Here is an 18091-nt window from a genome sequence, read left to right on the forward strand (position 1 = left end):
CGTCCTCTGGTCGTTCCCGCCCGGCCGTCCCACGGCACCGATCGCCACATCCACATTACGAAGAGCCTCCCGACCTGCGGACAAGCCGGTGGTCATGCCCCTAATCAGCGGTCTGTCGATGCCTCCGGAGCCGGTGACACCACCCCCCAGGCCATACGTTCGACAGGGGGAGAAAGTCATGCCAACTCCGAAGGCCGGGCGCCCCATTGCGGGGCCACCAAGAAGGTAATGGGGGGGTACAGGACGCGGTCCCAACGTATCCGGCCCAGCAGTTCAACTGGCAGGTCGGCGGGGAGAAGGCCAGGCGGGTCACGTCGTAGCCGGCATCGACAACGATCAGGGCTGGCAGGTCACCAGTGTGCCGCTGCCCAGCCGCCGGCAGCCGCTGGGCGACCTCCCGGACCTGTCCGGCGGTGACAATCTCGTCGTCGCACGGACGCAGGCGGACCACGTCAAGCATGACTGTCCACGAAGTCCGCCCAGGCTCCAGGCGGCGACGAAGGGCCACAAAACCTTCGTCATCTGCACAACACCGCACCAAGTGGGTGGGCACGGCGGAGGGGAGCCGACTGGAGGGGGCAGTCTGGTCTCACGGAATCAGCAGCGATCCAGTAGGCGGGCGAGTTCGGTAATGCTGTCGGCCGTGTAGTCCCATTCCTGTTGGGCGTACAAATCGGTTTGCTGACGTGGGCCGTGTTCGGTGGGGCGCCGTAGGAATGCGGTGCCGAGCCCCGCACTGCGGGCATGGGCGAGGTCATCGTTGTGAGCGGCACACATTACGGCTTCCTCGGGAGCGCACCCGAGGAGGGAGCAGGCTCCCAGGTAGACCTCCCTGTCCGGTTTGTAGTGGTGGAACACATCTGCTCCGATGATGTGGTCCCAGGGCAGCCCGGTGTTCTTGGCGATATCGGTGAGCATGGCCACGCTGCCGTTCGACAGTGTGCTGATGGTGTATCGATCCTTGAGGCGATGCAGGCCGGCCAGCACATCGGGCCATGGGTGTAATTGGTGCCAGCCGAGGACCAGTACCTCCAGGTCGTCCGTCGTCAGCCCGTCGATTGCCAGTTGTGTGATCACTTTGCGCAGACTGCTCCGGTGCAGGTCGTCGAGTGTCGTCCAGGGAAGTTCCCCTCGGCGTACCCGGTCCATGGACGGCGCGTATTCGGCGCGCCAAGCATCCACCAGTGCACCCCAGTCGGCGTCGACACCGCGGTGCCGCCCGAGACGGCTCGCCGTGTCGAGCATGCTGGATCGCCAGTCGACGACGGTCCCGAAAGTGTCGAAGAAAATTACTCGGATTTGAGGCACCAGTACATCCTCCGCCGTTCCGATCACGTTTTCGGACGGCACGCAGAGTACTTGACTGGTCCAATTCGTCAAGGGAAAGCATACGGAAACAGGTCATCTGCAGTGGTCCAGACGAACAGGCTGGGCGCGCCGTGGTTTCGGAGCGCCCAGCCCGAGGTTGGAGGGACAATGTGGTCAGTGCAGTCCTGATTCCCGGATGCTCTGCTCCACTTCGTCCATGCCCGGCACGTGACAAGCCGCAGCCTTGTCATCGAGACGGCTGCGAAATCTCTCAAGGCTGATCACGGTGCGTTGGTGTTCACCGGAGCCAATGAGGTCCATGTCATCATGCGCCTCGACGTTCCAGGTGACCCGGGACCTCTCGATTTTCATGCAGGTGGCCACCACTGTCACGGTCATGCCGGGCAGGGTTGCCGCGCAGTGACTCACCTCAATTCCCGTACCCAGACTCCCTTCTCCGTCTTGCAGGTGCGGTCGCAGAGCATCCAAACAGGCCCATTCCATGAGGCCCACCATGAACCCGGTGGCGAACACCGGAGGTACGGCTAGAAACTCCCTGGACTCCGGATAAAGGAACGGAACGGTTTTCTGGAGAGGGACCTGAAATTTCAGCTCGTGCCTGGCGCCGGGCTGGAGTGTGGAGAGCAAGGTGCTCCTCCGTGGTCGTTGCACATCTCGGACAGGGGGGTGGCAGGCGGTCGGTAGGACCGGTCAGCACGGAGCCGGCGCGGCGTCACTCGGGTACCACGGTGCGCTGTAGCGTCCGAGGGCCACATCCGCGATCCGCTTGCGTTGCACGTCGGATGTGCCCGCGGGGGCCAGAGTGAGTAGTGCGTCGCGCAGGTGCCGGTCCATGCGGAACGAACTGAGACCTCCGCGTGCTCCCAGGACGGCGTTTCCGTGCCGGGCAGCGGTCACCGCGTTCTCGGTCGCGGTGAGTTTCGCGATCAGCAACCACTCGTCAGCGGCCTGTCCGTGATCGAGCAAGTCCGCGGCCTGGTAGGCACTGATGCGGGAAAGTTGAAGATCGGTGTAAATGTCCGCGATGCGAGCCCGCACGCTGTCGAGGGCTGCCAGCGGCTTGCCGTACATCTGCCGCTGGTCTGCGTATGCGGTGACGTCTTCCAGTACCGCCTGGTGGATGCCGAGGGCCACGGCAGTGAGATTGGGTTTGCCGGCCTCCGTGATCGAACGGTGGCCGACCTCAAGCCCGTTGCCTTGGCCGCCGACAACGGCTGAGGCTGGGATTCGGCAGTCCTCGAAGACGACCTCGCCGAGATTGAACCCCTTGAGGCCGGTGATGTCATGCGTGACACCGGCCCGACAACCGGGCGTATCCGCATCAACGAGGAAAGCGGTCAGTGAGTCCCGGCGGCCCGAATCCGAGGTCTTCGCCACGACTCCGTGGACGTGGGCGACGTGAGAGTTGGCTATGAACCATTTCCTGCCGTTGAGCACGTATTCGTCGCCTTCACGACGTGCGGTGGTACCCATGCCCAGTACGTGGGAACCGGATTCAGGCTCGGTGATGCAAATCGATGCAATGCGCCGGCCCTCGGCAAGATCTGGAAGATATCGTTCTTTCTGCTCCGGGGAACCGTAGTTGACGATCATGGCCACGCCGAGTTGCGCGGACTGTAACGCAGCTCCGGCTGCTGCCGAGACCCGGCTCACCTCCTCGATGGAGATGAGTCTGGCCAGATGGCCCAAGTCCATTCCGCCGTGTTCCCGCGGGATAGCCAGCCCGTGCCATCCTGTCGCAGCCAGCAACTCGACGACACCATGGTGTATTTGCGATCCCTCGATTTCTTCGGCCAAGGGACGGATCTTGTTCTCGCAGAAGTCACGGAAGTTCGTTCGCAGTTCCGTGGCTCGGTCTAAAATCTGCACGGTCTTCCTCCTGGTTGTGGCGTTGGTGGATATGACGTCCTTGCAGGGGGTGTGTGCCGCTTCCGCGCTACACGCGGTCACATTGCGCCGACCCAGGTCACTGGGGCTTGCGGGCACTTCGAGAGAAGGTGGTGGTTGTTGCGAGTGCCGTCGCCCCGATGGCAGCCACGAAAGCGGCGCAGGCAGTGAAGAGACCGGCTTCCTCGGCGATGGCACCAACTGCAAGGACTGGTACGGCGGTTGCTACGTAGGCCCCCACGTAGTAAGCGGAAATCATCCGCCCCTTGTCGGCAGCCGGTGCCGTCTCGCTGACCAGCGTGAGGCTTCCGCGGAAGGCCAAGCCCTGACCGAGTCCGGTGACCGCGGTGGCTCCCGCGAACACCGCCGGTGAATGCCAGGACAGCGCGGGAAGTAGCAACAACAGACCGGCTGTCAGCAGCCACAGCCCTTCGCGCTGCGCGCGGTGAGCTGGGCGGGCATGCAGGGCCACCTGCGCCACCGCCGATACGCCGAGCATCAATACGACCGTGAGCGAACCGACCAACACCGAGGCACCCAGGTACTCGCGTGCCACGGTGGGCGCCAACGCCGAGTACAGGCCGTTCACCGCATAGGCACAACAGACGGCGAGCGCCGGCCGCACGAACTGACGGCGCAGGCTGTGTGGCACCCCGATCCGGGGCTGCCATGGAACGGGACGGCGCCGGCATCCGGTCTCGGGCACCCGCACGACGGCGATCAGCGCGATGACGAGCAGTACGAGGTAGCCGAGGTAGACGGTGTGTAGGGGGAATGGCGCCCAGCGTGCGGCAAGCCCTCCCAGGAGGGGGCCGGCGGCAAGACCTCCGGAGGTGGCAACCGAGCTGGCGAGCGCGCCGTGAGCCGGGTTCGGGTGCAGGTCTCGCAGGGCAGAGGTGACGGCTCCTGCGCACAGGCCCACTCCGAGCCCGGTCAGTAGACGCGCCACGTTGAGCTCCAGGACGTTGGTCGCGAACTCGAAGACCAACGCGGAGGCGAAGACGAACAGGGCGGCCACCAGGGCGACTGGGCGGCGCCCTACGTAGTCCGAGAGGTGCCCACCGAAGACCAGGGCCGCCAGCACGCCCACGACGTAGCTGGCGAAGACCACCGTCATGGTGAAGGTGGAGGTGTGCCACTCGGCGCGGTACAAGTCGTAGAGCGGCGTGGGCACGGTACTGCCGAGGAGTACCACGAACATGGCGTACACCAGCCACGAGAAGTGGCCTCGCCACTTGTCTGGCGCCGATGCCGTTAACTCGGCCTCAGCGCTACCCAGCGCCGTCATTGGTTCTCCTGTCCCCGCTTGATCCGGTCACGTGGAACCTATTTGACTGGTTCCACGTGCCTCCGACGGTAGCAACTCCGGAACCAGTTAGGCTGGTTGGCGGTAACGAGGTGAGGAGGATCACCGTTCAGTCGCGTGAAGGGGTGCACCATGGATCCACTCTCGTTCTCCTTCCGCTCCGACCGTCTTTGTCTCGACTTTGCAGCGACCCTGGGTCGTCGCGGAGTCAGCGACATCGAACGGCTGCGGAGTGCGGATGAATTGTCCCGGTGGTGCGTGAAGGCCGGGCTGCTGCCCGAACTGCCGGCCGCCGACCAGAACCACTTGGCGCAGGCCAGAATCCTGCGGGAGGCGGTCTACCGCTCTGTCCAACACGCACGGAGCGGCCGCGAATGCATGCCGCAGGACATCGAGGAGATCAACACCTGGGCTGTGCTTCCCCCCGCCCCATTGCGCCTGCGCCGTGACGGTCGTGCGACGGAACCCGTCGGCAGCGAATCGGTGGCTCACGCATTCGCTTCAGTGGCCCGAGATGCAGTCGATCTGCTGACCGGCGCCGAACTCGAACGTATCGGGGAGTGCCAAGGGGAAGCGTGCAGCGTCTTGTTCGTCGACCGCTCCCGTACTGTTCGGCGACGGTGGTGTTCGATGAACCACTGCGGAAACAAGGCGAAGAAGAAGACCTACCGCGGTCACTCGCACGGATAGCGACAAGGCCGTCACGCTTCGTTTCCCACCCGCGTTGCTCCAGGGACAAGCGGCTGCGCAAGGCCGCCGAGCTCATCCGCCACGTCACCCGCACACTGGCCCGCGACACCACGCTGTGGAGCGACGACGAAGGAGACCTTCAAGGGGCAACTCGACCTCGAACGCCACTGTTCAGCGCCGCCGAATCACCTGGCCAGTCGACCGATCTGCGCTTTGGGCGGGCCGGACCGCTATTGGTTCGGCAGCGTAGCCAGCCGTGTGTTCAGTCGATACAGAACTCGTTGCCCTCGATGTCCAGCATAGGGATGCACGAATCACTACCGTCATACAGCGTTTGCACGTGTACCGCGCCGAGCGGGATCAGTCGTGCGCATTCGGCCTCGAGTGCGGCGAGGCGTTCCTCACCCACGAGTCCGGTGCCGACCCGCACATCAAGATGCACCCGGTTCTTGACGGCCTTCCCTTCGGGGACGCGCTGGAAGTACAGTCGCGGGCCCACACCTGAAGGATCAATGCAGGCGAACCACGAATCCCGCTGCTCAGATGGCTGCGAACGCTTGAAATCATCCCAAGTGGCAAACCCCGCTGGTGGCGGCGGTACGACGTACCCCAACACCTCGCACCAGAAGCGGGCGAGGCGCTCGGGTTCCGCGCAGTCAAAGGTGACTTGGAACTTCCTGATCGCCGACATCGGTGCACCGTACCAAGGGGACTTGGGACTCTGCCGCTCATTTCCCCAGAAGGATCCGCCCGCAACCCCGGCGCGCCCTGGGCCACCTCGGACACCGAATGATCAAACCGGACGGTCCACGGGAACGACGCGACCCCGACGGTGGAGCCAACAGGTGGTCCCCAGGACCCAGCCCTGACCAACCGCCTTCACGCGAAGGAACGGAATGCCCCCGTGCTGCCTTCCGTTTCCTGGTGGCTCGGTCCGGCCGCGTATGCCAGCGGAGGTGCGATTGCCTGGGCGTCCGCTCGCTCACCGACCCACAGGGCGATGAACAGCGCGGCAGTCGCTTCCAGGAGTACCGCACGTTCGAGACCGCCGCCGGCCACGGGTTCACAACCCACGTCCCGCACCAACTCACGCACACGCGCGAGTGCCGTCTCGTCGTCCCCGCAGACCGGAACAGCCAGTGGTCGCCCGTCGAAGACGGGAGGCCGCATGCGCCACACGTCCTCGTGGCAGAGGTTGAATGCCTTGACCACCTGGGCTGCGGGTGCCGCCGCGGCAAGTTGCTGCGCGGCTGAGGGGCCTCCTTGCGTCAGCAGCCGGAAGCCCGGTCCGACCGGGTTGGAGCAGTCGAGCAGCACCTTTCCTTCCAGGGCGGTGTGCAGGTCCCGTGCCACGTCTGCTCCCGCCCCGAAGGGCAGTGCGGCCAGCACCACCTGGCCGGACTCGGCCGCCGCGTGCAGACTGGCAGGCTTCGCGCTGCCTCCGATGCGCGTCGCGAGCCGCTCCGCTTTGTGCGCGTCCCGTCCCCCGATAATCACCTCGTGCCCGGCCCGCACCCAGTGGGTGGCGAGCGCATCGGCCATGTTGCCTGTTCCCAGTACACCGATTCTCATCACGTGGTCCCTCTCCGTGCCTGCTTCGACCGTTCACACCGACGCTAGACGGCCGGTCGGGCACCATTTGGTACGTGACGACCGACGCCTTCCTCGCCGACTGCCGTGCCCGCCTCGCCTTCGACCTGCTCTCCAACACCTGGAATGCCGTGGTGCTCTGGGCGCTGCGCGACGGCCCCAGGCGCCCGGCCGAACTACGGGAGCGGATCGGGGGCATCAGCTCCAAGGTCCTCACCGAGACCCTGCGCCGGCTGCAGTTCAACGGACTGGTCGACCGGCAGGCACACCCCGACACACCATCACGGGTCGAGTACCAACTCACGGCTCTGGGCCGGACCTTGCTGGCGCCCATCGACGCCGTCGGCGCATGGGCCTTCGAGCACGGCGATGAGGTTATGGCAGCCCAGGAGGCAGCATGCCCTTCCGCCCCGCAGTCCCCTCCTCCTCGCTAGACCGATCAACAGCGTGAACGCAGACGTCGCCAGCAGATCAGCGCACAGCTCAGAGTCAGGAAAGCTTCGTGGATGTCGTCACGGAACCCCCAGTGGATCCGCAGGCGGCGGAACCAGTGCAGGTGGGTGAACGCCCATTCCGCGATCCAGCGTTGGGTGCCCAGACCGGAGCCGTACTCGGTGCCACCGCTTCGAGCAGCGGAATGAGCTGGGTGACATCGTTGCGGTTGCCGCCGGTCAGGGGGGCCGCGAGCGGGATGCCGGTGGCATCGGTGGGCAAGTGGTGTTGGCTGCCCCTTCTACCCCGGTCAACAGGACCTCGTCCCGTCTTGGACCCCCCTTTGACACCCGGATGTGGGAGCCGTCGACGGCCGCCCGGGAGAAGTCCGGAACGTTCGCGCTGCGCAGCTTGGCGAGGAGGTCCTCGTGCAACCGGGGCCACACCCCGGCCTCGGGCCACTCGGCCGGTCCCGGAGTGATCCAACCTCCTCGGAGATCATTTCGTCAGGAATTCGAAGTAGCAGGTCAGACGGGGTGCGGCGGCATTCGCCTATCAGCTGTCCCGGAAACGGCAACGAATGTTGTCGGATATGGGCCGCGATCGCAGGCTGTGGGTGGAGGTGATCGCGATGAGCGAGGCGGGGAGCGGCGCACGGCGGGCCGCGGAGAACGACGTGGTGCGGCATGAGGCGAGTGTGAGCGCGAGCGAGTCGGTGTACGACGTGGTGGTGGTCGGTGCCGGAGCTGCCGGGCTGAACGCGGCGCTGGTGCTGGGCCGGTCCCGCCGCCGGGTGGCGGTGGTGGACGCCGGGCAGCCGCGCAACGCCCCTGCCGGTCACATGCAGGGCTTTCTGTCCCGGGACGGCATGCCGCCGGCGGCGCTGCTGGCGGTGGGCCGGGCCGAGGTGGCTCGGTACGGGGTGGAGCTGATCGAGGGCCGGGTGGACCGTATCGCCCACGGCTTCTTCGTCCACCTGGACGGCGGCCCGGTCCTCAGGGCCCGCCGGATCCTGGTGGCCACCGGATTGCGCGACGAACTGCCCGAGATTCCCGGCGTACGCGAACGCTGGGGCAAGGATCTGCTGCATTGCCCGTACTGCCACGGCTACGAGGTCCGCGACCGGCCCATCGGTGTGCTCGGCACCCACCCGAACGCCGTGGCGCACGCACTGCTGCTACGGCAGTGGTCCGATGACGTCTTCTTCTTCCCCCACACCCTGGACGTCGCCGACGAGGAACGGCGTCGGCTGACCGGCTACGGCGTGCACATCGCCGACGGCGTGATCAAACAACTCGTGGTGGACGAAGACCGGCTGCGCGGCGTCGAGTTGGCGGAGGGCCGTGTCGTGCCCCGAAGTGCGGTGTTCCTCTTCCCTCGCATGGTGCCCCACGACGCCCTGCTCACCGACCTCGGGTGCGAGGAGGGCGAGGAAGGCCGGGTGGCCACCGACGGCACGGGCCGCACCAGTGTTTTCGGGGTCTGGGCGGCCGGCAATGTCACCGACCCCCGCGCCCAGGTGGTCACCGCGGCCGGGAACGGATCGGCCGCCGCCATCGCCATCAACCACGACCTGGTTCAGGAGGATGTCCAACGGGCGGAGGACGTCCAACGGGTCCTCGAAGACCAGCCTGTGTGAACGGCGGAGCGTCTGCTGGCGCGCCACGGTGACATGTCGTCCCACGCTCTCTTGCCAGGGGCGTCGGATCTCGGAGGTGTCCCTCCTGGAGGGGGTCATTGCCGTCCTGGCGCCGGCCGAGTGGCATCGGTCAGGTCATCCAGGAGTATGTCGGCGATGAGCTCCTCGACTACGGCGATGCCGTGCTCCGTCATCGCCGTGGTCAGCTCCGGGTCCCAAGGGGCCGCGGTCAGACGGCCGGGCGGAGGGCCGTGCGGTGTGCGGGCTGCCGCGGCGCGGTAGTCCGCTGCGGTCATGCGCCAGGGTCGGGCGGGCGTCTTGTCCAGGACGTACGCGGCGATGCGGATGCCTTCGCCGTCGAAGTCGCCGTGGTAGCGCAGAGCCGCATCGTGGTCCGCGAGGAGGCGAAGGAGCTGGATGGCCGCGCTGTTGGGCCATCCCGATGTGCAGACGAGGGGCGGGCAGCCCGGCCCGAAGCGGCGTAGGGCGAGGGCCAGCACGCTGGGGTTCTCCACGATGTGGACGACCGGCGCGGTCCCCGTGGGGAGGGTGAAGGTGCCCGGGGCGCGCAGCTGGGCGAGAGTGAGGCTGGCCGCCTGGCCGGCCCCGGCGCACGCTCGTGCCACGCGGGCGAGCGGCCCGTCGCCGTCGGGCCGGAGCCCGGCTGCGAGGACGGTGGCCGACAACTCGTCGTCGGCGATGCCCGCGCGGGCCCAGAGCGCACGCCGGCCTTCGGCGGACTGCGGCGGGTCGGTGCAGAAGAGGGCTGCCAGGGCGCGCATCACGAGGGAGGACAGGCGGGTGCCGTCGTCCAGCGCGTGGGAGTCGCCCTTGAGGACCCGGGCGGCGAAGGCGGGCAGCGGCTCTCCTCGGGCGGGCAGCGCCGTGAGCACCGCGAGCGCGTCGGTGAGCAGGGCGCGGGTGCGCTCCGTCGAGCTGCCGACCAGGCCGGCGGCTCGGCAGGAGGCCGTCCAGTCGGCGAGCGCGGGCTGGGCCCGTACGGTGCTGTGGCCGTCCAACCACGCCCAGAGGGCGGCCCGTTCGTCCTCCTCGCGGCGACGTTCGGAGGCCCGGTCCCCGAGTGGGCCGATCAGTTCGGCGACGACGTCCCGTACCGTGCGGCCGCAGCTCTCGGCCACCGCCTCCTCCAGGCGGGTCAGAAGGACGGAGGGGCGCGCGTCCGGCAGACGGTCCAGGCCGAGGAGGTCGGCGAGGGCTTCGCGTTGGGGGTCGTCGAGGGGGCCGAGGCGCACGCGGGTGACGGGCCGGCCGGAGGAGAGCCGGTCGTGGACCGCCTGCCACAGCGAGTGCAGTTCGGTGCGGGCCAGGGCCCGTTCGCCCCGGGGCGTTGCGCTGTGTGTCATGGTGCCGGCTCCGTCCTCGCGTCCGACGGCGTGTACGGCTCGTCGGCCGTGGTGGCGGGCTGTTGTCCCCGCGACTGTTCCCGTGGCTGTTCCCGGGGCTGTGCCCGTGTCTGTTCCCGGGGCGTCGGTGCGTCCTGGTGCGTCTCCAGGTCCGTACCGTTCCACACGAAGCGGGCGCTGGTGACCGCGTCGTCGTCGGCGCCGGTGAGGAGCTGGTGGACGGCGATGCCGGGCAACTCCCCATAGGTGCACCACTCGTGGTCGGAGGTCAGCATGAGGTCCAGGTCGAGCGCGGTGAGCAGGGCGAAGACCTGTCCGCGGTTGACGGTGTCGACGCCGACGAAGACCTCGTCCAGCAGGATCAGCCGGGGTGCCTCGGGCACGGCCTCGTAGTGGGCGGAGACGGCGGCGAACAGCGGAAGGTGGAGGGCGATGGCCTTCTCCCCGCCGGAGAGCGCGCCGTGCAGCTTCTTGGTGAGCGGTTGCCAGCCGGTCCCGTTCGCGCGGTCGAGGCGGACGGTGAACTGGTGCCAGGCGGTGTAGTCGAGGACCTCGCCGAGCTGCTCTTCCCAACTCGCCGCCGTGTCACTGCCTTTGGCCTCCTCGATGCGGGAGCGGAAGAAGGCGTGCAGCGCCTCCCGGTCGCCCTCGGTGACCCGACCCGGGTCCTTGAGCAGCAGTTCGCGGGCGGTGCGGGTGCCGTCGGGGAGGTCCGGACGGATCTGCCACACGAGCTGGACGGCGACGTTGGAGGCGGTGCGGACGTTTTCCAGGTGGCCGTTCATCCGGTCGACGAGTTCGCCGGCCTGGCGGATGCGGGCCGCGAGATGGCGGCGGATGTCGCCGGTGAGGATCTGGTCGAACAGGCGGCGTTCCGCGGCGGTGATGTCGTCGCGGCTGCGGTCGCGCTCCTGCGTCAGCGTGTCGAGCAGGCCCGCCGCCCCGACGCGTACGCCGTCCAGGCTGGCGGTGAAGAGCTGGACGTCCTCGTCGGCCTCCAGGTCCAGGTCGGTGCGGGCGCCGAGATGCCGACGGGCCTGGTGGACGGCCTCGGACAGGCGGGTGGCGGCGTCGCCGAGGTTGCGTGGCGCGTGTGGGATGTCCGGCCACTTCGCCGCTGTCGCTCGGGCGGCCTCCAGGGTGGCCTTGGCCCCGTCCTCGGCGCGGAGTTCCAGCGTGCTGCCGGCGTCCTCGGCCAGGCCGGCCAGGCACAGGTGGCGGAAGCGGTGTGCCGCGCCGTCCCGGGTGGTGACGGCCTGTTCCCGGTGCTCGGCGTCCCGTTCGCTGGTGGCTCGCAGTTCCCCGATCCGCCGCTCCAACCGGAGCAGGTGGTCGCTCGTGTGCCGGGCTTCCTCGCGGCAGCGGCGCAGTGCGTTCCGCGCCTCGGCGACGCGCGCGACGACCTGGCGATAGTCCTCGCCGACGGTGGACTCCACCGCCGTCAGGCGTGCCCGCAACCCCTCGGCCTCGGCCTGTGCGGCCGCCGCTTCCTCGGATCGTTCGCGGGCGGTCTGATCCGATCGTGCCGCCTGCGTGGCCAGCTGCCTGGCGCCGCCGGCCGCCGCGACGGCGTTCAGGCGGGCGTCCGCCCAGGTGTCGGCGGTGTCCCGGAACGCGTCCACGGCGGTGGACAGTTCGCGCAGGCGGCCGCGGTCGGTGGGCAGGCCGTGCTCCGCCGACTGCCGGCTGAGCCTGCGCAGGGTGGCCGCCACGCCGTTCTCGCGCTCTTCGAGGCGTACCGCGGCGTCGCGGACGGCGTCGTCCCGGGCGGCCACTCGTTCCTCGGCGCGGTCCCGGTCACGGCGCCGGGCGTCGAGTTCCCGGTGGTCGGGGCGGGCCGACAGGTCGGCGTCGAGCCGGGCACGGCGGGTTGCCAGGGCGCGCAGCTCGTCGTCGAGCACGGCCAGTGAGGCGTTCGTCCGGCTGATCCGGTCGGTCAGTTCGCCGATCCGGCGCTGCCTGGCCCGCTGACGGGCGAGGGCGCCGATGTGGGCGGGCTCCGGTTTGCTCCAGCTGCCCGTCGCGGGCGCGAGGCGCCAGGCGCCCGCTGCGGAAACGGCCGCCGGATGGCCGCCGGGCAGGCTCGTGCCGTATGCGATGCCGGCCAGGAGGCGGGTGACGGTCTCGGCCGGGACCGGGAGGTCCTCCTCCGGGCGCAGCACCTCCAGCAGGCTGGCGCCCGGGGCGGACACGGCCAGGGCCGCCTCGGCCCGGGTGTCGTGGCCGGACAGCGTGACGCTCTCGTCAGGGCCGACCCAGGCGTCCAGCAGACCCGACGCCTCCAAGGCGGCCTCCACTCCGGCCTGGACGGCGACGGGGACGTCCTCGCGGAAGGCGATCAGCCGCCACAGCGGGGCGCCGGGCATCGTCGATCTGTCCGTGGTGCGGGTGGGCGGGGGCGAGGGCGGCAGGTCGGTCTCCCGGCTCAACCGCTCCACCTCCTCGACCAGGCCGTTGCGCTCGTCCAGCAGGGCCCGGCGTGCGGCCCGGACCGCGGCCTCGCCCTCGGCGATCTCTCGCTCCACCGTGCGCGCGGCGGCCTCCACTTGGGCCGTCACCCGGGGCTCGGAGGCCGCCTCGGCCAGCAGCCCCTCAGGGTCGGCGATCCGGAGTTCCGTACAGCCCTCGGCCCAGAGGCGCAGCCGCCCCGCCAGTGCGGTGAGTGCGTCGTCCCAGGCGTGGGCTGCTTCGTCCCGCCGGCCGGCGGCCTCGGCCAGCCGGGTGCGGGTCTGTTCCAGCGTCTCCTCGGCGGCGCCGCGGTCGCGCACCGCCCGCTCGTGCGCGTCCATGGCCTCGGCGACGAGGGCGATCTGCGTGCGCCGGGCGGTGACCGCGCCCCGGAGCAGCTGCCGGACCCGTCGGGCCCGGTCCTCGGCCGTCGTTCCGTCGGGTGGTGTGTTCTCCGCCGTGCCGGCGTCCGTCGCCGACGTCGCGCCGGCGGCGGGCGCGCGGACCTCGTCGAGGAGGGCCTTCGCCTCGTGGTGGACGGACTCCAGGCCCGCCGTCCGGGCGGACCGGTGGGCCTCCTCGGCGGCCTGGTGGGCGTGGTCGTCGAGTGTGCGGGCGCGGCGCACCGCCTCGTCGGTGCGCCGCCGGTCGTCTTCCGCCCGTTCGCGCGCGGTCCCCGCGGCGGCACCCAGTCGCTGGGCGGTGGCGGCCGCGTCCTCCGTACGGCGCCGGAGCCGGTCCAGTTCCTCGCCCTGGCGGTACGCGTCGCTCTCCCGCAGGCCCTCGATGGTCTCCTCCAGGGCGTGCCCGCGCCGCTCCTGTTCCTCCCGTTGCAGCCGGGCTGACTCGCGTCCTTCCAGGGCCTGTTCGTGTTCCTGGGCGCTGTGGCGGGCGACACGGGTGAGGTTGTCCATCTCGGTGGTCGCCGAGATCAGCGCGGCGGAACCGGCACGCAGTACCCGTCGGGCGTAGGCGCGCTGGCGGGCCGCGACGGTCTCGGCCGCCGCCACTTCCTCGTCGAGCTGCTTGAGGTGTTCGCGCTGGCGGTCGAGCCGTTCGAAGCCCTCGGCGAGCTCGGCGACCTCGCCCTCGCCCAGCGGAGGCAGGGCGCGGGAGAGCAGGGTGGACAGCAGTGACGGGTCGAGCCGCTCGGACAGTTTGGGCTGGCGCAGCTGGAGCAGGGCGGTCAGCAGTGACTCGTAGCGCTGCTCGCCCATGCCCACGAAGAGCCCTCGTCGTACCGCGGTGCGGTAGTCGGCGGCCGAGGCGTGCACCGCGCCGTGGTCGCGCACGGCCTCGGCGAGGGCGGCCCGGGTCAGCGGCTGGCCGGACTCGTTGGTGAGGGACAGGCCGTCGGGGTGGGCGATCCGGCCCGTGGTGGTGAAGTAGTCGGCGTGCACGCCGCTGGTGTGCACGCTCGCCTGCAACCGCGCCCCGCAGCCGAACCACCGCTCCGTGCCGTCCTCGCCGAGGCGGCGGAACTCCATCCACACGTAGCCGACGCGGGTCTTGCCGGTGGCGCCCTCGCCGAGGAGGTTCCAGTGCATGGTGCGCTCCGAACCACCGAAGGTGGACAGCCGGTTGGGGCGCAGACTGGCGTCGAAGAGGTAGGGCAGCAGCAGCTCCAGGGCCTTGGACTTGCCGGAGCCGTTCTGGCCGCGGAGCAGCAGCCGCCCCCGGTGGAAGGCGAAGGTCTCGTCGTAGTAGCGCCAGACGTTGAGAATGCCGGCGCGGTGCGGCTGCCAGCGGCTCCGGGCCACGTCCGCCGCGTCCCCGGGCGACCGGGGGACACCGGTGGGCTCCTCCGGTGTCCGTGGCAGTGGAAGTTCCGTCACGCTCACTGCTGGTCTCCTTCGTCCGGTCCGTCGAACGCGGGTGTCGTACTCGTCGTCGCAGGCGGGTTCGTGCCCGTCCCCGGACTGTTCCTGTGCCTGCGGCTTTGCCTGTCGTCTGCCTCGGTGCTCGTCGTCCCGGCGAGACGGTAGCGGTACGCGGCCGGGCGTGCGACGACGCGGCCCCCGGCCCGTCGGACCAGCCCGACGTCGCACAGCACCCGCACTGCGTCCTCGACCAGCCGGACCGCCCCGTCCGCGGACTGGTACGCCTTCGCCCAGCGGGGGAAGCGACGGAGGAGATCGGCGCCGGCCTCGGCGAACTGCTCCGGCAGCATTCCCCCGGGCGAGGAGCAGACCGGCTCCAGAAGCAAGAGCGCGGCGACCCGGGCGGTGGACGCGTCGTCGGGGAAGCGGTGGTCGGTGGCGAGCGCGTCCGGATCGACGAGCAGGAACCCCTCGGCCCGTTCCTCCAGGACGAACCCGGCCTGCTCGACCGACCGGCGCAGGATCTGGCGCCCTGTCAGGGAGGTGACGTACGCGAGCTCCTCCTCGGTGAGGTCCGCGCGGTAGAGCACGGGGTCGTCGAAGAGGCGGCGCAGTACCGAGTGGCGCAGCCACAGGTTGCGCTGAGTGTCCGAGGCGGCCGCGGGCTCGCTTCGTGCCTCCTCCCGCTCCCCGCCACCGGCGGCCTCGGGGGCAGCGCCGTAACGCCGCTCCCGCACCAGCCCGGCGAGCAGCTCCGCGAACCGCAGCGGCACCTCGTCCGGCGGCACGGCCAGCCGGGATGCTCCGACCGGGGCCGTGGGAAGCCTCATCAGCAAGGTGGTGTCCACCCGATAGAGCACCTTGGCCTCCGCCGAAGCCACATACGCCTCGGTCGCGCCGTCCACGGCCCGCAGCACGCCGTACGCCTCCAGCAGCTTCAGGACGTCGACGAACGCCATCCGTTCCGGCCGGTGGACCGGGTCGAAGGCGGGCAGCGCCTGATCCGACGCCGTGGCCTGCACGACCCGGTCGGCGAGCAGGCCGATGGTCGTCATCGGCATCGACAGCAGCTCGGCGGCGGTCACGCACAGCAGCACATAGCGCCGGCGGTCGAACGGCGCCCGGCCCGACCGCGCCCTGCGAGCCGGGCGGGAGGCGTCGACATCGGCGCGGACCTTGGCCAGCCGCGCGTACCCGCGGCGGGGCTCCACGACCAGGCTCCAGCCACAGGTGTAGTCGAACCACTTGGCAAGCGGCTCGCGCCGGCGCCGCACCAGATCAAAACCGGGCGGGTCGGCGGCCTCGGTGAGCAGCGGGCGGCCCAGCAGCAGGCGGATGTCCCGGGCGACCTCTTCCCGCTCGGCGGCGGCCAGTTGATTGGCGAGCGTGCTCATCCCGCCACCTCCCGCCGTGCGGCGCGTGGCGTCGGCAACGCGCCCGCTCCACCTGCCGCCGTGATGCACACGACGTAGTCCGGCCCGGCAAGCACGCCCCTTGCGGTACGGAGGACGGCGGTGCGACCGTCCGGCGGAGGGGACAGGGCGATCTCCACCCGGCCGTCGCCGGTGGTCGAGCGCCGCACTCCCACGGCATCCGGCCGGGTGGACATGGCTCGGCCCAGGAGATCGAGCAGCCGGGCGAAGACGGCGGTGTCCAGCTCCTGAAAGGAGGACAGCCGCACCGGCCCCTCCGTCGCCAAATCAGCCCATGCGCGGGCGAGTTCGGCGCGTTCCCTGCGGGCCTGCTCGGCTCGCTCCGCTTTGACCGCCGCGACATCCCGCACCCTGGCCGTACGCGTGAACCGCTCGGTCCTGCCGCTCGTACGCAGCAGTGCCGACACCTCCACGGGCGGGGCCTGGGACCACGGCAGCGACGAAGGGATCAACTCCGGGTCGGGGTGGGCGAGATGGGCGTGCCGTGCCGAACCCAGGCCGAATGCCGCCGACCACAACCGGTGCAGATCCTCCTCTCCCGGAGCCGCGGCGAACCAGCGCGCCAGTTCCCGGAAGTCCTGCACGGCACTGGAGGAGCGGCGCCGCGATTCGTTGATCCGCTCCAGGACCTGCAAGAGGGAGACGATGGCCCGCCGGGCGATGTCGTGCAGCTGCTCGATCCGCGGCCGCACGCCCTCCTCCGGTAGGAACCAGGACCGCAGGCCCGCCCAGCGCGCCCGCCGGCTCTCCAGCCAGCCGGCCGCGGGATCCCCACCTGCCACCGGCGGCAGCTCGGCTCCCCGCAGGGCCCGCTCGCGCAGCACGCCTATTCCCTGGACCTCCACCCGGGCCACGGCAGCGGCCACTGCCTGACCGCGCCGGTCCAGGTTGATCAGGAACTCCTGCAGATACGCGACGGTGGCGGCCTTCACCTCGCGGAACACCTCCAGGTCCGCGCCCTCGGCGCGCAGCAGCCGCTGCAACTCACCGTTGAACGCCTTGGTGTTCTCCACCAGCGCCTCCAGGTGCCCCTCCAACTCCCGCAGCGTGCTGAAGATCCGGCGATCGGCCGAGGCGGGCTCACCGGCCAGGACGCACAGCTCGTCGAGACGATCCGCGATCGCCTCCAGCACGGCGGTCTGTAGCGCCCCCGTCGAGGCGAGGACCTCCAGCGCGTGCCGCACCCCGGCGAGCGCGGCCTCACCTCGACGGGTCAGGGAATACTGCAGATTGCGGCGTTCGTACTCCTCGGCCGTGCGGTAGTTCTCCGCGTGGTTCTGGACCACTTCCAGAAGCCCCCAGCGCCCCAGCTGCTTCAGCGCCTCGTGCAGATCCTCGTCCTCGACCGCCGCCAGCCACCCCACGGCGCGCAGCCCCTCCCGTACGGCGTCGAGCCCCAAGGCCGTTTCCAGGCGCTCACCGGCCGCACCGAAGGCGTCCAGCACCGCTCCGTACAGATCGGACCTCTCACCCGTCGTGAACCGGAACATCTCCGGTGGAACCCTGCGCACGCCCCTCGCCCTCCTCCGCCACCGGCTCGGCACTGCCCGGCAGCATCTGATCTCCCACCGTAGAGGTCCGCACTGACATCCAGCCGCGGGTCCCGGAACAGTCGGATCTGTTGCTGGATCTGTTGCTCGTGCACCGTCAGGGAAGCGAGCGTTGTTCCGGCCGCCGGGGACGCGACCCCACTCCGCTTACGTGCCGCCCGCGTGGGGGCTTCGCATTTCCGCCGTCACCGCACCGACCAGACGTCGATTCGGTTGATCCGGCTCAGTGCCGTACAGTTCATCGTGCCGACGCGGGGTGGAGCAGCTCGGTAGCTCGCTGGGCTCATAACCCAGAGGTCGCAGGTTCAAATCCTGTCCCCGCTACTTGTGAGTGAAGGCCCGGTGGGATCCACCGGGCCTTCACTGCGTTTGGGCATGCGTTCGGAGAAGTTCGGTCGGATCGTGAACGTCACCTCACGGGCGACGCATGGGGCCAGGGACCGTACGTCCTATGCGGCGGCCGAGAGCGCGCTGGTGGGTTGCGCGCGGTCGTGGGCCCGGGCACCGGACGGCTGCGCTGTCCATGAGAAGGACCCGGAAGCGTTCATGCGCCGTGATGCAGGCGGTTGATGTCGATCAGCTGGACCGTGGGGTTGCTCGTTG

General features: G+C 69.7%; 13 protein-coding genes, 1 tRNA gene and 3 pseudogenes. 5 read left to right on the forward strand and 12 right to left on the reverse strand.

Annotated elements, in window-relative coordinates:
* Nucleotides 1-230 precede the first annotated feature (230 nt).
* The 5 genes and pseudogenes from K2224_RS41235 to K2224_RS38685 form a co-directional block, all read right to left on the reverse strand.
* Nucleotides 231-490: pseudogene (locus K2224_RS41235) on the reverse strand (transposase); the annotation flags it as partial.
* A 107-nt stretch (nt 491-597) separates the two neighbouring features.
* Nucleotides 598-1350, reverse strand: coding sequence for a haloacid dehalogenase type II (locus K2224_RS38670; RefSeq protein ID WP_260693815.1), 753 nt, complete (start codon nt 1348-1350; stop codon nt 598-600).
* Between the two features lie 132 nt (nt 1351-1482).
* Nucleotides 1483-1956: a thioesterase family protein gene (locus K2224_RS38675; protein ID WP_260693816.1), complete on the reverse strand. Its 474-nt coding sequence runs from the start codon at nt 1954-1956 to the stop codon at nt 1483-1485.
* 63 nt (nt 1957-2019) lie between these two features.
* Nucleotides 2020-3198, reverse strand: a complete 1179-nt coding sequence (locus K2224_RS38680; RefSeq protein ID WP_221911763.1) for an acyl-CoA dehydrogenase family protein — start codon at nt 3196-3198, stop codon at nt 2020-2022.
* 97 nt (nt 3199-3295) lie between these two features.
* Nucleotides 3296-4504, reverse strand: a complete 1209-nt coding sequence (locus tag K2224_RS38685) for an MFS transporter (protein WP_221911764.1) — start codon at nt 4502-4504, stop codon at nt 3296-3298.
* A 150-nt stretch (nt 4505-4654) separates the two neighbouring features.
* On the opposite strand from K2224_RS38685, the gene K2224_RS38690 reads away from it, so the two are divergent.
* Nucleotides 4655-5212, forward strand: a complete 558-nt coding sequence (locus K2224_RS38690; RefSeq protein WP_221911765.1) for an ABATE domain-containing protein — start codon at nt 4655-4657, stop codon at nt 5210-5212.
* A 262-nt stretch (nt 5213-5474) separates the two neighbouring features.
* Here the strand turns inward: K2224_RS38690 and K2224_RS38695 are convergent, their stop codons facing one another.
* Together K2224_RS38695 and K2224_RS38700 are read right to left on the reverse strand one after the other, a co-directional pair.
* Nucleotides 5475-5903, reverse strand: a complete 429-nt coding sequence (locus tag K2224_RS38695) for a VOC family protein (RefSeq protein ID WP_221911766.1) — start codon at nt 5901-5903, stop codon at nt 5475-5477.
* A 188-nt stretch (nt 5904-6091) separates the two neighbouring features.
* Nucleotides 6092-6784: an NADPH-dependent F420 reductase gene (locus K2224_RS38700; RefSeq protein WP_221912246.1), complete on the reverse strand. Its 693-nt coding sequence runs from the start codon at nt 6782-6784 to the stop codon at nt 6092-6094.
* Nucleotides 6785-6858: 74 nt separating this feature from the next.
* Here K2224_RS38700 and K2224_RS38705 point away from each other — a divergent pair, with 74 nt between their 5' ends.
* Complete coding sequence (locus K2224_RS38705) at nt 6859-7236, forward strand: helix-turn-helix domain-containing protein (RefSeq protein ID WP_221911767.1); 378 nt, start codon at nt 6859-6861, stop codon at nt 7234-7236.
* 5 nt (nt 7237-7241) lie between these two features.
* On the opposite strand, the pseudogene K2224_RS38710 reads toward K2224_RS38705, so the two are convergent.
* A pseudogene (locus tag K2224_RS38710) lies at nt 7242-7698 on the reverse strand (transposase); the annotation flags it as partial.
* A gap of 167 nt (nt 7699-7865) precedes the next feature.
* Here K2224_RS38710 and K2224_RS38715 point away from each other — a divergent pair.
* Nucleotides 7866-8873 (forward strand): NAD(P)/FAD-dependent oxidoreductase, encoded by a 1008-nt coding sequence (locus K2224_RS38715; RefSeq protein ID WP_221911769.1) that lies wholly within the window; start codon nt 7866-7868, stop codon nt 8871-8873.
* Nucleotides 8874-8968: 95 nt separating this feature from the next.
* Here the strand turns inward: K2224_RS38715 and K2224_RS38720 are convergent, their stop codons facing one another.
* Genes K2224_RS38720 through K2224_RS38735 form a run of 4 tightly spaced genes read right to left on the reverse strand, consistent with a single transcriptional unit; the run spans nt 8969 to nt 17449 of the window.
* Nucleotides 8969-10237 (reverse strand): TIGR02679 family protein, encoded by a 1269-nt coding sequence (locus tag K2224_RS38720; RefSeq protein WP_221911770.1) that lies wholly within the window; start codon nt 10235-10237, stop codon nt 8969-8971.
* Nucleotides 10234-14526, reverse strand: a complete 4293-nt coding sequence (locus tag K2224_RS38725; RefSeq protein WP_221911771.1) for a TIGR02680 family protein — start codon at nt 14524-14526, stop codon at nt 10234-10236. The genes K2224_RS38720 and K2224_RS38725 overlap by 4 nt, the downstream gene beginning before the upstream one ends.
* Entirely contained in the window at nt 14523-15899 is a 1377-nt protein-coding gene (locus tag K2224_RS38730; protein WP_221911772.1) for a TIGR02678 family protein, read from the reverse strand. The genes K2224_RS38725 and K2224_RS38730 overlap by 4 nt, the downstream gene beginning before the upstream one ends.
* Nucleotides 15896-17449, reverse strand: a complete 1554-nt coding sequence (locus K2224_RS38735) for a TIGR02677 family protein (RefSeq protein WP_399021164.1) — start codon at nt 17447-17449, stop codon at nt 15896-15898. Before K2224_RS38735 ends, K2224_RS38730 begins: the two co-directional genes overlap by 4 nt.
* A 289-nt stretch (nt 17450-17738) precedes the next feature.
* Between K2224_RS38735 and K2224_RS38740 the strand changes: the two genes are divergently transcribed.
* Together K2224_RS38740 and K2224_RS41240 are read left to right on the forward strand one after the other, a co-directional pair.
* Nucleotides 17739-17812: transfer RNA gene (locus K2224_RS38740), tRNA-Met, on the forward strand.
* Nucleotides 17813-17878: 66 nt separating this feature from the next.
* Nucleotides 17879-18025, forward strand: a pseudogene (locus tag K2224_RS41240) (short-chain dehydrogenase); the annotation flags it as partial.
* Nucleotides 18026-18091 lie beyond the last annotated feature (66 nt).

The organism is Streptomyces sp. BHT-5-2 (genome assembly GCF_019774615.1).
Taxonomy (GTDB): domain Bacteria; phylum Actinomycetota; class Actinomycetes; order Streptomycetales; family Streptomycetaceae; genus Streptomyces.